The following is a 13748-nucleotide window of genomic DNA, read 5'->3' on the forward strand; positions in this document are numbered from 1 at the left end:
GCCGAGCGCGGCGAACCGTCGCGTCACACCGGTCAACCGAGTGTGCCCCTAATCGGCGTATTGCCGTTGTGAGTCTGGTACGAACCGGACAGCACACTCAGAAACGAGTCCGCCAGCGTCTGACGGGCTAGACTCTCGTGGGGAATGTTTATCTGATATACGGACGTAAAGCATTAGTATATCATGTCTGATGCCGAACGCTCAACGGGGGATGGGCCGGAGACTGTCCAGGTCAATCTCCGACTCACGCAAGCGTTCCTGGATGATATCGACACGACGTGGGAAGAACAAGGCTTCAACTCACGAAGTGAATTCCTCCGCTATGCAGCGCGAGACGCGGTCAAGCACCCGGAGTTCTCGCGTGAGGGCTGGAAGCAGATTGCCGCAAGCGAACACGAACTTCGGACTGGGGACGAGGAGCTTGTGTCTCGTGAGGACGTGCTGGCGATGATGGACGACGGTACGGATGGGGAGTAAGGATGACGAGTGGACGTGGAAGTTCACACCACGTGCTGCCACGCAGTTCGACAATCTGGAACACCACGTTCAGGATCGGATTGTTTCAAAGCTCGACGAGATTGTCGACGACCCATGGCGGGATCCGGACGACTATCTTGAACCACTGACTGGTGGCCCGTTCGAGAAGCTTCGCGTCGGGCAGTATCGACTTGCGTGTGTCCTTGACCGGGACGCGCTCGTCCTCGAAGTTCACCGAATCGAACACCGGAGCGGAGCCTACACAGCTGACGACTGACTGACTGACTGACTTTTCTACTCTACGAGGAAGGCCGACGTCAAGCGCGAATCGAACCACCCAGCCGGGCTTGACACGACGACGCACCCGCCGTCGCGATCCGAGTGCCGCCTCCAGCAGTATTACACCGAGACCGGTGGATCACGGTCTATCAAGGGTGTTTAGACCACTAATTGGAGCGTTCGACACACCACCGTTTCCAGTAAAGGCGGTGAAGAAGCGAGCGCTCCCTACTTCCAACTCTGCCATTCAGCAAGTCGAGCACCCACAAACTACTGTGGGTAGACCGCGTAGTGATGAGTAATGTCGGAGGAAACCCCGCCGGAACTCAACCTCACTGGGGAGTGGGAGACGAGGCTGGAAGGGCGAACGGTGCCGGAGCGCGTCTTCGAGGTTGCGATGGCGTTGACGGCGCGACGTCGGTCATGGAGATTGCGGAGCGGGCGGACTGCGCGACGGCGGAGGTACGGCCACATCTCGAGTGGCTCGTCGAACGCGGTCTCGATTCGGCCCACCGAGCTCACCGACAACACGTTGCGGGAGTTTGAGGACGACGCTCGCACGCCGGACTGCGCGTCGAAACCGCTGATACTGTGGATTTGAGGGATGCCCGATTGCGAAGAAGATATTCGCGTCGACGAGGACGTCTTGGTCGGGTGCGAGTGGCGAGTCTGCACTCATCCGTCGTCCGGTGGGGACGGTGTCGTCTCCCGCTCGTCAAGATCGGGAAGCTCCATCGCGTCGTGGACGTCGGGGAAGAGATACTCGAAATAGGGGTCGTGGTCTCGGCCGACGGCAAGGGCAGGGACGAGTGCGTAGCTGATCATCATCGCTTCTGTCTCGCGAACGTCGATGTCGTCGGCGACCATCCGTTGGGTAGTCTGTCCCGCGAAGTGGAGGCCGGCACCACGGAGTGCGGCGACGAGTTTCCCGATGCCGTAGCGGTCGAGGAAGTACGCGACGTCCGCATCGATCTCTTGGAGGGCGAACGCGTGGAGGACGGTCGGCGTAATGACGATCGGTGCGTGTTCGTCGACGACAGCAATCGGTTCGGCCGTCAGTTGCTGCGGCCGTGTTGAGTCGTCCCGCGTGATGAGACCGAGGTTGACGAGCTGGTCGATGTATTCGTAGGCCGTCGATTTCGAGAGGTCGAGGTCGTCTTGGACATCGGGTGGTGTCGTCGGCCCCCAGTAGCAGACGTAAACGTAGACACGCGTGAGCGCTGGGTGATTGAGGAGTTCGACGACAGTCTCAAGCCCCGGTGTGTTCTCGGCGAGACGCTTGGGGGTGAGTGCGTCGCTAGAGGGCGTATCTGCACCACCAGTTGACCGGGCTGTGTCGTTCGGTGGCTCTTCAGGCATACGACGACGTTCGAAGTCGATAGGCCTCAGACTATTGGTCGAAGTCTTTCGAATACCGCTGTGCGCATCTGCGTACCATCCCGACGGTTGGGATCTGCCTAACGTCTCGTGTTGAGAAACGCCTCAAACGTCGGCGACGTCGTTGATGTAGCCCTGGTCGAGTTGCTCTTTCAGGATGCGGTAGTTCGCGGCTTCCTCGGCACCGACAAGTGACTCGAGTTGGTCGTAGGTAATCTCGTCGTCGTAGTAGGCAGCGGCGATCTCGTGGCTGAGTGCGTCGTCGTGCGCTACCTCCTGCAGGTACTCACGGAGTGCAGTGACGACGATCTCGGTACGGTCCTCGCCGAGGATGTCGGCGAGTGCGTCCGCTCGGTCGATGAGCCGGCCAGGGGCGCGGAATTGGATGCGTTTCTTCTCACCGCTCATGGTGTGTTTGTTGTATACTCCGCTACTTCGTGGTTGTTGCGTGAACGACGTGAGCCACGAACGTCGCGGGTGGCGACTACTGTTCGATCGGGGGTGCTGCCCGCTCACTCGTCTTCGAGGGCGTCGTAGATCTCGGCGTAGCGTTCCTCGTCACTCTCCGCCGCCTGGTAGCGCTCGTAGAGCTTGCGGACTTCATCGTCAATCGCCATCAGGAAACCCCGCTAACACGCCTCCAACGTAGTTAGTCGACGAGATCATTGACGAACCTAAATCCATTTATGTATGTGATTGAGTCGCCGTAGCCTTCGCTGGCGAATATCGTCTCAATGCCTTCTCCGGCATCGTGATCGGTTGTGTAGACGTATGCTTCGTTCGCAGTTCCCTCACTGAAGGCCTGGGCGGCGACGCCGGCGAGTGCGGCATCCGCTCGCTCGATTTCGTCCTCTGGTCGGCTGTCAGCATTCGCGATATACCGCTGAACGCCGTCCATCACACGGGAGACAAGCGGAATCGTATAGTTGAGCGGATCCGCAACACGAACCCAGCCATCGTCAATCGCTGCATCAATCGGTGGTGTTCGATCGGCTGATCGGTTAGCGGTCAGTTCGTCATAGACTCGCTCCGGAAGGACGAACACGATATCATTCCGATAGGCGAACGTCCGGACTGCGTGATAGCGGCGGTTCTTGGTGTCGCCAATCGCGACGAAGAGCCCGGTATCGCCGATGTGGATGGCGCTCACGCGTCGTCAAAATCGGTGTCGACACCCTCAATATCGGCGAGCGAGCCACCAGTTGTCTCGATGTCAAAGTGTTCGTGGACAATCGGCCGGAGCGCCTGCAGGATGATTTCCGCGGCGAGCGGTGAGATGTCGAGGTCGCGGGCCATTAGCCGGTGCGACATTTCCCCCCGCTCGCGTTCGACTGTATAGGTGAGTGCGGTCGCGAGTCCCGCGATCCCGTGGCGGTCGATGTAGGTGTCGATGTCGGCGTCGGTTTCGCGTCGGCCGACCGCGTCGATAAGCGCCGGCGTAATTGTGTATTCACGCTCGCCGTCGGCTGTCGTGACGGTGAGCTCGATCTCTCGTGCTGCATATCGGCGCGGTGGTGTCTCGGAGACGACCTGAATGACGCCAGCGTCGACGAGGCGGTCAACATAGCTATACGCGGTTCCCTGTGGGAGGTCGAGGGCCTCAATGAGTTCTTGCGTGGTCGCCTCGCCGTCGCGTGCGAGATATGCGTAGAGTTGCGCCAGGCGCGGCTCCTCGAGGAGGTCCGCGATGGAGAGGAATTCGCGGAGGAGATCACCGTTCGCTTGGTTCGAGGTCCGGGACATTCGATGTACTAGTTATAGATTACAGAGAACCAGTAATAGGTGTTTCGGGACCGGCATCACAGCCTTCGAGCGTCTGCTGGCTCATGCATCCGCCTCGTCGTCGCGACCGGCTTCCCAGCCACGGTGGTAGGCGGCGAGCTGGACGACGTCCTCGAAGACGGCGTCCGTTGGCTCGTGGACGAGCAGGCGATCAGTCGGCACCGCCGCCACGGTGTCGTCCTCGAGAAGGTCGGCGATCAGCTTGCGGGCCTCCGACTTCGTTTGGTCGTCTGTTCGTCGCCGGGCTTGATCGGCATCTCTGGCGAGTTGCTCGCGCTCGAAACACTCGGCGTCGTTGCTCGTGTCGGCGTGTCGATCTGGTGCAGTCATCGATGGAACTCGCGACGCGTGGTGTGCGTCGCACCCCTCGACGGCGCCGACAAACGCGACGGCGGTCACATTCCGGCTCCCAACATCTTAACCAACATAATCGTCCACTCTCCCGGAAGCGTTGGTTAAGAGTGGGCGACCAGGGCGGTCTTGGAGCGGGGTATACTTCACACGCGATTCCGTATGGTGGATCGAATGGCAGATGATGACCCGGTCGTCCACTGCGAACTCGCTGACAGCGTGAACCTTCGAGCGGGACTGGAGGCCGCGTACATCGAACATCTGGAGGTGGACGCCGAGCGAACGATCGTCATCTACCAGAGTGCAATTCTGATGGTGGTCGCGACCGACGGCGACGCGACGGCGGCCCACGCGTTCGACGTCGAACTCTGGGAACCTCCCATCCACACTCACGATTTGGGCCCGGACGAGGTTCTTGCGGAGTTCGTTGAGGACTTCACTACGGCGTTGCCGACGACACGCCAACCGGAGTGACACCTGCTCCATCACCACACCCTACAGTATCCTACGGTAGTCCCCCTCACAACTCCCCACAGATACGTCCCTTCACGGCTCCTTTCTCCCGGGAACACTCCAAATGACCCCCATCTCGATTCCCCCTCATCTGGCCTTCCGAGTCGGACACTCCGCACTGTGTCGTGACCGACGACGACGCGCGCCGAGCGTGCCGGACTCTGGGAACCACTCGACCACAGTCGGAGTCCAGAGGGGGATTCTTGCGGAGTTCATCCAGGAATTCACCACTGCGTTGGCGACGACCCGTCAGTCAGAGTAATACCCGGGACTGAACCAACACTGTCTGCGACTGGCAGTAGGCAAAGACCTATATTTGATTAGAGGGTGTCACAAGATGAATGGAACGGCCGACTCGAGAACGCAGCGAAGAGCAGGCCGAGCAGAAGCAGACCAGCGACGAGACCCAGCACTGCCCGGAGTGTGAGTCGACGAGTATCGTCACGGATCAGGGCGAGCGGCTCTGCGAGGACTGCGGGCTCGTTCTCGACGGCGACCAGATTGACCGCGGCCCGGAGTGGCGGGCGTTCAACTCCAGTGAGCGCGACGAGAAATCACGGGTGGGCGCGCCGACCACGCAGACGATGCACGATAAGGGGCTGACCACCCAGATCGACTGGAAGGACAAAGACGCCTACGGGCGGACGCTCGACTCGAAGAAGCGCAATCGGATGAATCGCCTGCGGAAGTGGCAGGAGCGCATTCGGACGAAGGACGCCGGCGAGCGCAACCTCCAGTTCGCCCTCTCCGAGATGGATCGGATGGCGTCCGCACTCGGCGTTCCCCGGAGTGTTCGCGAGGTTGCATCAGTGCTCTATCGGCGCGCGCTCAAGGAGGATCTCATTCGCGGGCGCTCCATCGAGGGTGTCGCCACCGCCTGCTTGTATGCGGCCTGCCGCAAGGAAGGGATCCCGCGCTCGCTTGAGGAGGTCACGGAGGTTTCGCGGGTCGACCAGAAGGAGATCGGGCGCACGTATCGCTATGTCGCCAAGGAACTCTCTCTCGAGATGGAGCCGACCGACCCCAAGGAGTACGTGCCGCGTTTCGCAAGCGAACTTGATGCCTCTGAGGAAGTCATCGCGAAGGCCAACGAGATCATCGACACCGCCGCCGAGCAGGGTCTCCTCTCGGGGAAGAGTCCTACTGGGTTCGCGGCGGCCGCCATCTACGCCGCGGGCCTCCTCTGCAACGAGAAAAAGACCCAACGAGAGGTCGCCGACGTCGCCAACGTCACCGAGGTCACCATCCGCAACCGCTACCAGGAACAAATCGAAGCGATGGATCTCGGTGTCTAGCAGTGTTGATGTTTGGGTCACAGCCGCAGTCCCCTTCTACGCGTTCTGAGACCCCAGTCGCACGTACAAGCGCGCCAATACTGAGGGACCGATGGCGTCATCTGATCGAGGACGTACTCATAGGTGACTATACCCCGTCCGCTCGAGCTCTTGGTTCAACTCGACGTTCATCGCCTCAACCGTCTGGTCGTCGAAGAACTGACCGGACGCAGCCGACGCTATCTCGGCGATTTCGGCGTGCCACTCCCGCGCCGCACTCGCGAGGGCTGATAGGAGTGCTTCCTCGGTCTTGTCTCCGCCGTCGACTTCCTCGATGACCTCCCAGCCGCGCGGCGAGTTCTCCAAGAGGTAGCCAACGTCGTCGAACTGAATCATGAACCGCTCGGAAACCGCCCCGAACCCAGTCTCAATACTCAACAGGACGATGACGTGTGCGACGTCGTCGCGGTCTTCGAGTGCACGCAGGTCGCGGTCGGGACCGCCGTGTCGGGAAGCCCGAGTTCTTGGAGGCGATCTGGAAGCGGTGATCCGTCCCCGCCGGCGGACGCATACTGGTCGATTTCGTTGCCTTTCTCTTTGACGACCTCGGGCGCTCGGCGGTCGGGATCGTCGACGACCTCTTTGAGGATCGCGTAGAAGCGCCACTCGTCGCCGTAGTCGAAGAGGTAGCAGATGCGGTCGTACTGGTCGAGATCCAGTTGTGCGACCATCTCGCCGACTGTGGTGGCGCCCGCGCTGTCCGTTGTCTCGCCGAACTGCATCGGCTGGCCGCTCGGGAGGTCCTCGTGCTCCGCTGGACACTGGTACTTCACGTCGCTCTCCCAGTAGTCCTCGTCGATACCGAAGAACCAGAGGTGGTCTTGGTTGAGGCCCATCGCGGCGTTGATCGTTGTCTGGAACTCGTCGAGGGTACGGTCGGCGCCGACGACGATGTCACGCCACAGCGACGTCGGGTCGGGGGCGAATTTGACGCGGAATCGGTAGGCCGTCATTCCTGCATCTCCCTCCCCGTGTTGAAGCTCGTGAGTTCGTCGATCCGGTCTTCCAGTTCCTCAATCTCCTCTCGGAGCTCGTCGGTCTCGGCCTCATCGCTCGCCGCGAGGCGGTCTTTGAGCCCTTGGAGTCGCGACGCTTTCACCTCTTCGTCGACCTCGGCCTTGCGTACGTACTCGCTCTTGTCGACGTCGTAGACCGCCGCCTCAGATAGGCCCGTGACGTCGAGGGCCTCGTCGACCTTCTCGCGATCGACGCTCATGACGCGCTCGCGCTCAATACCGGCGTCTTCCAACACCGCGAGAACGTCCGCGTCGTCTTTGAGCGACCGATTGCGGCGAGCGGTACGCTGAACCGACCCATATTGGCCGTGGACGGGCTGGTCGTGGTGGAGTCGGTCGAGCAGGACGTCGGCGACATCCCGGCGGAAGTCGTTTGCATCCCGCTGAACGTCAGAGAGGAGCGTGTAGAGGTTCACCAACGCGGGTGTCTCCAACTGGCTGAGGTCGGTGACGTCGTGGCGTTCGAGCGCGTCAACGAGCAAGAGTGTATCCGAGTAGACGTCGACCTCCTCTGGTTCGGTGCGCTCACTCGCAGTGGTCTTCGAGTCGCCGTCGACGAGTTGTGTCCCCGTCGCGGCGTCGACTTCGGTTATCACGCCCGCGTCCTCGTCGATCTCGAAGCGGGGGTGCAGGCTTAGTACCGCGGGATATGGGTCGGTGTCGGATGGGAGCAGGCTTAGATCGAACTCCCCATCCATGTCCTGAATCCGCTGGTACAGCGTCTCGAACTGGTCGTGCTGAAGTGGTCGTGTCTCCTCTGTGGTACTGAACTGGACGACGACGCGATACTCTTGGACGTCGGTGATGCGGAATCGGTCGTGAGACAGCGGTGCGATGAGCTCAGTCCCCTCCTCTAACTTGTCGAGTTCATCGAGGAGCGTATGCCACGTGGCGCTGAAGGGCATACCACCGTCTACGCGTTCTGAGTCTATAACGCTCCGGGGAACGTCGCGTGGAACTCGTGCCCCGGAAGTTGGTTCCCGATCAGAGGTCCAGTTAGTCGCCAAGAACGAAATAGACCTGTGTCTGCCTAGTCGAGGGTTGTTTCGGTGATGCGGAGTGTTCCATCGGCTTCGTAGAGATAGCCACGGTTGAGCAGGCGCTTGACGGCATACTCGCTATCGCTATGTTCTGCCGAGAACATGTCCGACTCATTAAGGAGTGCATATGCTTCGTCGTAGGAGAACTCGCTCTCTGGGCTATCTGCTGCATCCACGAGGATTTCGTAGGCCTCCTGTACCCAGTCTGGGAGTGAGGGTCGTGGATCGGATGAGTTAGGGAATCGCGTCATTGGGACGTGGCGTTCGTGACTGAGTGTACGACCGGTTCGCTTGTGAACCTTCCCACCAACTACCGCATTCTGCGTGCGCGATCTCAGGCTTAACCAACGGATGATCGATGAACCGGAGCGCGTTGGTTAAGGCTGTGCCTAGCGACGCCGAAGGACGTCGATGGGGCGAAGCCGACAGCAGTCGCGGCGTCGCGCCCACTGGCCGTCCTCGACTGGCCGATCGAGCGTGAGCCGGGCGACGAGTTCGTCCTGCACGGTGAGCTGCCGGACGGACTCTTCGCGCCACCCCAGCCGTGGGTCATACAGCCGTTTCTGGAACGTTGTCCCCGAGTCCTGCGCGATGTACTGCGTGCGCTTCGTCCCGAGGAGTGTCGTCGACGTGTACTCCACGCCAACGGGAGACTGCTTCAACTCGGAGATAATCCCCTCGACGAACCGCCGGATCGCGAACTCGCCGACGTCGTTGGGCACGTGGAGTTGGAGTGGTGTTCGTGGGCGCTGTTCCGTTTCGAGTTCTGCATCGCGACGTCGCGTTCCGTGTCGCTGGTCGTGTTCGGACATGGTTGCTTGAGGAGGCGCTCAATGGCCCCTCTACCCCTACTAGGGGCGACAAACACGACCGGCGGAGACACATGACTGAGGAAGGCGCATAACCGAGTATCACGACCCTTGAAGTGTCTCGTCGTCGACTCTCTGATGAGTAGTCGTGTATCTGCAGTCGCCGTCGCGACAGTCCGCCGCTCCGAAGTGGACTGCCGCATTAATGAGTGTGCGGGCGTCGATCCCCGAAAGACTAAATCCACGAGCGCCGTAGACAGGGATACGATGCATGAAGACGCCCACCGCCGCATGAATCGGGATGTGGCGGAGAACGAAGACTTGTACGAGGCGTTCGCGGCGACACCCGAGGACGACGAGGAATAACTCGGCCCGTCCGACACGACATCACCGAGCGGCATTTTGCAGCACGATTTTGAAGTAGAGGAGCCAGACGAGGAAGAGTCGATCGTGCCGATAGAGCGGATCTAGTCGGACTGGGGGGAGCTGTTGACGGACTTGATGGGAGTGTAGGACGGTTTCTCGCGAGATGGACGCCGGCCACCGTCCTGGAGTAAGGTTGTTCTGGCGAAGGAGTTCGCGGAGCAGAACGAGTGCAGTCCGATGGTTCGCGTCTGGAAAGAAGTGCTTCCCGGCGATTGCATGTATCCAGCCAGCACACTGCTCGTACAATGGTGCATCTCGCGGGAACTCATCGAGCACACGCTGAATATCGCCATTGCGCGTCACCCAGATTCGATGACGGAGTACATCAAACTGTTCTGCGCCGGTCTGCTCGTACTCCGTATCGCTCTTCAGGAACTGTGTATTTTGAATCTTGAAGTCGATCGGATCAATGCCCGACAGATCGGTGATTCGTGGTTGCGATGCCGGATCGGCAAACCCCATTACGCCGTCTCACTCCCGCCACGCCCTTGAGCACCCACGGTTTTCACCGGGAGTTCATCTAACCCACCAGTATTGCATGCGAGCGCCGCTCCTTCTGGAAGTTCTTAGTAGCCGATTGAGTGAGCTGCTCAACACGCTCATCGCACCATCAATGCTGTGGCGAGCATGCACTCTATTTCGCCAAGGCGAATAACAACGACCGCCGGCAGCTTCGAAACTGAGACTGAATACACTATCTGCACCTCCACTTACTGTTAACCAACGTCCAAACGGAATCCCCCCAATTTGTTGGTTAAACACGGCGCATCGCTATGCCGCTTCTCCTCAGTGCACCTCTCACAGAAACATCCTAAGATACAGATATGAATATAGACTGAACAGAACTAAATTCCATCCTCCAGCCAGTCATAGCCCGTGGCATCTGCACCCTGTACCTCTACCTTCCTTTGGACGATTTCGAAGGTGCAGAGAGCAAAATAACGGGCTTAAAATCTGGTAGAGGTCCGTCGCGCAGATTTAAGCTGATAGCAATCCGCGCGACGACATCGGGGTTTCATGTAGAAATAGGAATTCTGCGCGACGGCGGGTTTAGAACCCCGAAATCGCGGGTAAATCCAAATACCGGCCCTGTTACACGGATCACGGACTAGCATTCAACCCCTGGCTTTGAGCCGGCCCTCAGATCTGAATTAGAGAATTAGGGTTTAGAGCGCGTGAAACCCGAAGAAAATTGCGCGACGAGAATTGGACTCTTCCATAATATCTATGTCTTCCTACCTATCTGAATGTGGAGGTATTCGGCTGGTGCTAGAATTCGCTGGCGGAATCTAGCCCGTCGAGTTGGTCGTACATTTCGTCCGGGAAGGGGACACTACCCCAGATCGAGTAGTCGCATTGATCCTGGCCGATACAGTAGCGTTGGAGGTCGTCGTTATCGCAGTTCATCGGAAGCGGGGTGTCGCCCTCAATGGTGTTGGAGAACTCGTAGCGGATCTGGTACTCGGTCGTCTGCTCGTCGTACCATGGCCACTGGGAGAAGACGTCCTTGAGGTCGGCGACGATTTCGTCTAGACTACTCTCCTGGTACTGGGGGAGCCACATCACCATCCGCACGAAGTTATAGAGATCTTTCCGAACGGGCTTCTTCTCTTGGAGCCGCTCAGCCATATTCGCCATGCAGGGCAGCTCGAAGAGGTCCTCGATCGACTCGACGGTGATCGGGTGAGCGCCATGTGACGATGCATCAATCCGGTACTGGTTCGTTTCTCGGTCGTGCTTGACGGTGAGCCTGCGGTGGTCTTGCTGCGAGACGAGGAGATTGCCGAGACTGCGCGGACTCGACACCCGACCCTGGATGCTCTGTTTCCACGCTGCTTCCGGGTCGTAGGCAGCCAGCGCGTCATAGAGCGCTTGCGCGGAGTGGAACGCCCCAACCGTCGCCGTGTCATCCGCAGCGTGGGTGACTGCCTCTCGAAGGACGCGAACGAGACGTTCACCTCGGTCCCAGTCTCGCCAAATTCGGTCGTGATTGCCACCCTCAAGGAAGCGGTCGATCCGCTCGGTGATTGCCGACTCGTTCGCCACCAACCACGTCTGCTGGTCCTCAGAGAGTCCATCCTCCTGCACGCGGAGCAGTGTCTTGAACGCCTCTCGGGCATACTCGCTGTATTTCTCGTCGAAATCACCAGCCGGCACGTACAGGTTATTGTCCTTCACACGCGTCCGAATCTCCGCCGTCTCACCCTCACTACTGGATCGTTGGTCGTCGCGGACGAGACACTGCCGGGAGGCGGCGGCCATCGGGATTTCGAGGTAGAGGCCGCCGTCGAACTCGGGCATCTCTTTGATTCCGGTGCAGACACGTCCCGGATGCGGGCCATCCTCTCCCGGATCTTTCGCGTAGAGGACCTCCGCGATATCCTGCTGGAGCGCACCGTTACTGTAGTCGCGCATGAGTGAGCCGAGGTTGTTCACGTAGAGTTCGCGGACGTCGTAGAGTGGCTGGACCTTCCGCGGGGGGACGTCCTCGAACTTCGGGTGGGCTTTGATGCAGATCGCACTCAGCGTCGCAAGTACCGCGAGTGTGCCTGGTTCGTCGACGAACGGCTCCCGTGCTGCCGCATTTCGGACGTCGTCTTTGAACGCGGCCGTCCCGAAGCGTTCAAGGTCGTCGAGGAGGTCTTGGGGCTGGTCCTCGCCGTCGACGATATAGCGGTTGAACCCACGCGTGAACAGCTGGTTAATCCGAATTTCCCCATACTCGGTGGGGAGCGCGGCGACTTGGTAGGCGGTGCGTTCATCGTCCATAGGGGTTGTGGTAGCCATCAGTCGAGGAAGGCTGGCGTGGCAGTCCGTGGGTTGAACTGCGGAGACTCGATCGGCTGGACGATACGGGAGACGTCAGCGTGGAGTGAGTAGGGGAGGCGGGCGACGCGGCGCCGATCAGCAGTGACGACTGGGTCAATTGGGATGTCGTACGACTCGAGGAGGAGGTCGTTGAGAACCTCGCGACTCTGTGCGTCGTAGCGATGGGCGAGATCGGTATCGAGGAGGTAGACGTGGACGCCCTGGCCGCTGTAGACGACCATCGTTTCCTCGGCGTCGAAGTCGTCCGCGAAGATATCGCGCACCTCGAATCCGTACTCGATCGCTTGGTCGATGTCCGCGAACGCATACGGATAGCCCGCTGGGTCTGCATCCAGTATGCCGGTCGCTTCAAGAAGTGCTTCGTCGTCGCGATGGCTGGTGTCCTGTGGGAGTGCGGCCTCAGCACGATTGCGGGCGATTGTCTTCGCGTCGATGTCGACGAGTAACACCCAGGGGCGCTCCCAGTTATCGAGGGCGTAGTAGACTGCATCCGGACGCGGGTCTGGCTGATCAAGGAGGCCGGGGTCAGCGAGTGCGAATTCGCTTCCGCCGAGCGGGTCGTTCCGCGCGGGATGCTGGATGAAGTCGAGGACGTCGTCGAAGCCGTCGAACTCCGCATGTTGGCGTTCGCCCGCGGTGTCGGTCTGCCACGTATCCCGTCGGACGAAGTCCTTGTCCGGAACCTCGTCTTTGCGGACGGGATGGGGGTGGTCGAACGCGAGCGCGTACTGTTTCGGCCCGGTCGCCGTGATGAACGACGGGAGGTCGTCGACGTAGTCGGGGAATTCCTCGGTGTAGTACGTGTAGAGGTCGTCGCGAGTCGCGTGTCGCCACGTCATGCGTTGTAGTCCTCGTCGAGTGTGTTGAAGCTGCGAAGCGTCGTGAGTCCGGATGCATCAAGGTCGTCGACGGCAGCACGAATCTTGGTGAACGACCGTGCATCCCGTCCGGTGACGCGTTGCTCGATTCGGTCCTGGTCTGCAAGTTGGTCGAGGATGTCGAGTGCCGTTTCGCGGTTGTTGAACGCCCAGACAGCCTCGGCGTCGACGGCGCCCATCTTCTCGTAGTCCTCGATTGGTGCAACACGATTGTGACTCGGCAGTTCGCTTCGCCGACCCAGACAAGGGTATCGTCGCCGTCGAAGCCAGCAACGTCGAAGACGGTGTCTGCGTCGTGCTCCACATACGTTGCGACACGGGCGACGCCGTCTCGGTCCTGAATCCAGCGACGCAGAAGTTCGACGCCGACCTTATGTGGTGTTCGCTCACCGATGTCGCCTTCCCCGGGGCCGATTGCGAGTTTCTGCCCGAGCAGTTCCCGACCGGCCGGCAAGACGGTAAAGTAGGTGCGTCGGCAAACGAGCGTCTTCGACAGGAGATTCTGGTCAATGAGCCGGTTGATATCGAGGTCATCACGGCCGTCTTGCAGAGTACTCATCGGCTCAAGGAGTGATTGGGCGTCGTCGGCGCCGTTCATTACGTCGAGGACGTCCTGCAGGAAGCGTGCGTCGTCGCG

The 13748-nt window shown here is 60.1% G+C and carries 18 protein-coding genes and 2 pseudogenes; 5 read left to right on the forward strand and 15 right to left on the reverse strand.

Annotated features, from left to right (window positions below):
* Window positions 1-183: 183 nt before the first annotated feature.
* Both AOZ13_RS10895 and AOZ13_RS10900 read left to right on the forward strand, forming a co-directional pair.
* Entirely contained in the window at window positions 184-477 is a 294-nt protein-coding gene (locus AOZ13_RS10895) for a ribbon-helix-helix domain-containing protein (protein WP_020221905.1), read from the forward strand.
* Window positions 467-754 (forward strand): type II toxin-antitoxin system RelE family toxin, encoded by a 288-nt coding sequence (locus AOZ13_RS10900; RefSeq protein ID WP_021780587.1) that lies wholly within the window; start codon window positions 467-469, stop codon window positions 752-754. The genes AOZ13_RS10895 and AOZ13_RS10900 overlap by 11 nt, the downstream gene beginning before the upstream one ends.
* 483 nt (window positions 755-1237) lie before the next feature.
* Here AOZ13_RS10900 and AOZ13_RS15775 read toward each other — a convergent pair.
* The 6 genes and pseudogenes from AOZ13_RS15775 to AOZ13_RS10930 all read right to left on the reverse strand — a co-directional run.
* Window positions 1238-1435, reverse strand: a pseudogene (locus AOZ13_RS15775) (hypothetical protein); the annotation flags it as partial.
* Window positions 1432-2115 carry a DUF7437 domain-containing protein gene (locus tag AOZ13_RS10910; protein ID WP_020221908.1) on the reverse strand — a complete coding sequence of 228 codons (684 nt, stop codon included), beginning with the start codon at window positions 2113-2115 and terminating at the stop codon, window positions 1432-1434. The pseudogene AOZ13_RS15775 and the gene AOZ13_RS10910, both read right to left, overlap by 4 nt.
* Before the next feature lie 123 nt (window positions 2116-2238).
* A complete protein-coding gene (locus AOZ13_RS10915; RefSeq protein ID WP_020221909.1) occupies window positions 2239-2541 on the reverse strand; it encodes a hypothetical protein in 303 nt (100 codons plus the stop codon).
* Window positions 2542-2782: 241 nt separating this feature from the next.
* Window positions 2783-3283 carry a hypothetical protein gene (locus AOZ13_RS10920; RefSeq protein WP_020221911.1) on the reverse strand — a complete coding sequence of 167 codons (501 nt, stop codon included), beginning with the start codon at window positions 3281-3283 and terminating at the stop codon, window positions 2783-2785.
* Complete coding sequence (locus AOZ13_RS10925) at window positions 3280-3876, reverse strand: DUF7437 domain-containing protein (protein ID WP_020221912.1); 597 nt, start codon at window positions 3874-3876, stop codon at window positions 3280-3282. Before AOZ13_RS10925 ends, AOZ13_RS10920 begins: the two co-directional genes overlap by 4 nt.
* Window positions 3877-3957: 81 nt before the next feature.
* The gene (locus AOZ13_RS10930) at window positions 3958-4245 is read right to left on the reverse strand and encodes a hypothetical protein (protein ID WP_021780588.1); all 288 of its coding nucleotides are present in this window, start codon (window positions 4243-4245) and stop codon (window positions 3958-3960) included.
* Between the two features lie 195 nt (window positions 4246-4440).
* On the opposite strand from AOZ13_RS10930, the gene AOZ13_RS10935 reads away from it, so the two are divergent.
* Together AOZ13_RS10935 and AOZ13_RS10940 are read left to right on the forward strand one after the other, a co-directional pair.
* Window positions 4441-4740: a hypothetical protein gene (locus tag AOZ13_RS10935; RefSeq protein WP_148286739.1), complete on the forward strand. Its 300-nt coding sequence runs from the start codon at window positions 4441-4443 to the stop codon at window positions 4738-4740.
* A 380-nt stretch (window positions 4741-5120) separates the two neighbouring features.
* A complete protein-coding gene (locus AOZ13_RS10940) occupies window positions 5121-6074 on the forward strand; it encodes a transcription initiation factor IIB (RefSeq protein ID WP_020221915.1) in 954 nt (317 codons plus the stop codon).
* A gap of 117 nt (window positions 6075-6191) precedes the next feature.
* On the opposite strand, the gene AOZ13_RS15050 is transcribed toward AOZ13_RS10940, so the two are convergent.
* From AOZ13_RS15050 to AOZ13_RS10960, 5 genes are all read right to left on the reverse strand, one after another.
* Complete coding sequence (locus AOZ13_RS15050) at window positions 6192-6491, reverse strand: hypothetical protein (protein ID WP_234402870.1); 300 nt, start codon at window positions 6489-6491, stop codon at window positions 6192-6194.
* Window positions 6488-7066: an IS1096 element passenger TnpR family protein gene (locus AOZ13_RS10945; RefSeq protein WP_021780590.1), complete on the reverse strand. Its 579-nt coding sequence runs from the start codon at window positions 7064-7066 to the stop codon at window positions 6488-6490. Before AOZ13_RS10945 ends, AOZ13_RS15050 begins: the two co-directional genes overlap by 4 nt.
* Complete coding sequence (locus tag AOZ13_RS10950) at window positions 7063-8034, reverse strand: hypothetical protein (protein WP_021780591.1); 972 nt, start codon at window positions 8032-8034, stop codon at window positions 7063-7065. The genes AOZ13_RS10945 and AOZ13_RS10950 overlap by 4 nt, the downstream gene beginning before the upstream one ends.
* A gap of 125 nt (window positions 8035-8159) precedes the next feature.
* On the reverse strand, window positions 8160-8345 hold the full coding sequence (locus AOZ13_RS10955) for a hypothetical protein (RefSeq protein ID WP_021780592.1): 186 nt from the start codon (window positions 8343-8345) through the stop codon (window positions 8160-8162).
* A 213-nt stretch (window positions 8346-8558) separates the two neighbouring features.
* Entirely contained in the window at window positions 8559-8981 is a 423-nt protein-coding gene (locus AOZ13_RS10960) for a hypothetical protein (protein ID WP_020220616.1), read from the reverse strand.
* Between the two features lie 108 nt (window positions 8982-9089).
* Here AOZ13_RS10960 and AOZ13_RS14020 point away from each other — a divergent pair, with 108 nt between their 5' ends.
* A complete protein-coding gene (locus AOZ13_RS14020; RefSeq protein ID WP_148286681.1) occupies window positions 9090-9344 on the forward strand; it encodes a hypothetical protein in 255 nt (84 codons plus the stop codon).
* A 21-nt stretch (window positions 9345-9365) separates the two neighbouring features.
* Here the strand turns inward: AOZ13_RS14020 and AOZ13_RS10965 are convergent, their stop codons facing one another.
* The 4 genes and pseudogenes from AOZ13_RS10965 to AOZ13_RS15780 all read right to left on the reverse strand — a co-directional run.
* Window positions 9366-9866, reverse strand: a complete 501-nt coding sequence (locus tag AOZ13_RS10965; RefSeq protein ID WP_081641487.1) for a hypothetical protein — start codon at window positions 9864-9866, stop codon at window positions 9366-9368.
* Between the two features lie 807 nt (window positions 9867-10673).
* Window positions 10674-12191 carry a primase-associated protein gene (locus tag AOZ13_RS10970; protein WP_049934084.1) on the reverse strand — a complete coding sequence of 506 codons (1518 nt, stop codon included), beginning with the start codon at window positions 12189-12191 and terminating at the stop codon, window positions 10674-10676.
* The gene (locus AOZ13_RS10975) at window positions 12191-13072 is read right to left on the reverse strand and encodes a bifunctional DNA primase/polymerase (RefSeq protein ID WP_021780594.1); all 882 of its coding nucleotides are present in this window, start codon (window positions 13070-13072) and stop codon (window positions 12191-12193) included. The genes AOZ13_RS10970 and AOZ13_RS10975 overlap by 1 nt, the downstream gene beginning before the upstream one ends.
* Window positions 13069-13748: pseudogene (locus AOZ13_RS15780) on the reverse strand (ATP-binding protein); the annotation flags it as partial. The pseudogene AOZ13_RS15780 and the gene AOZ13_RS10975, both read right to left, overlap by 4 nt.

Source organism: Halarchaeum acidiphilum MH1-52-1, from assembly GCF_000474235.1.
Taxonomy (GTDB): Archaea; Halobacteriota; Halobacteria; order Halobacteriales; family Halobacteriaceae; genus Halarchaeum; species Halarchaeum acidiphilum.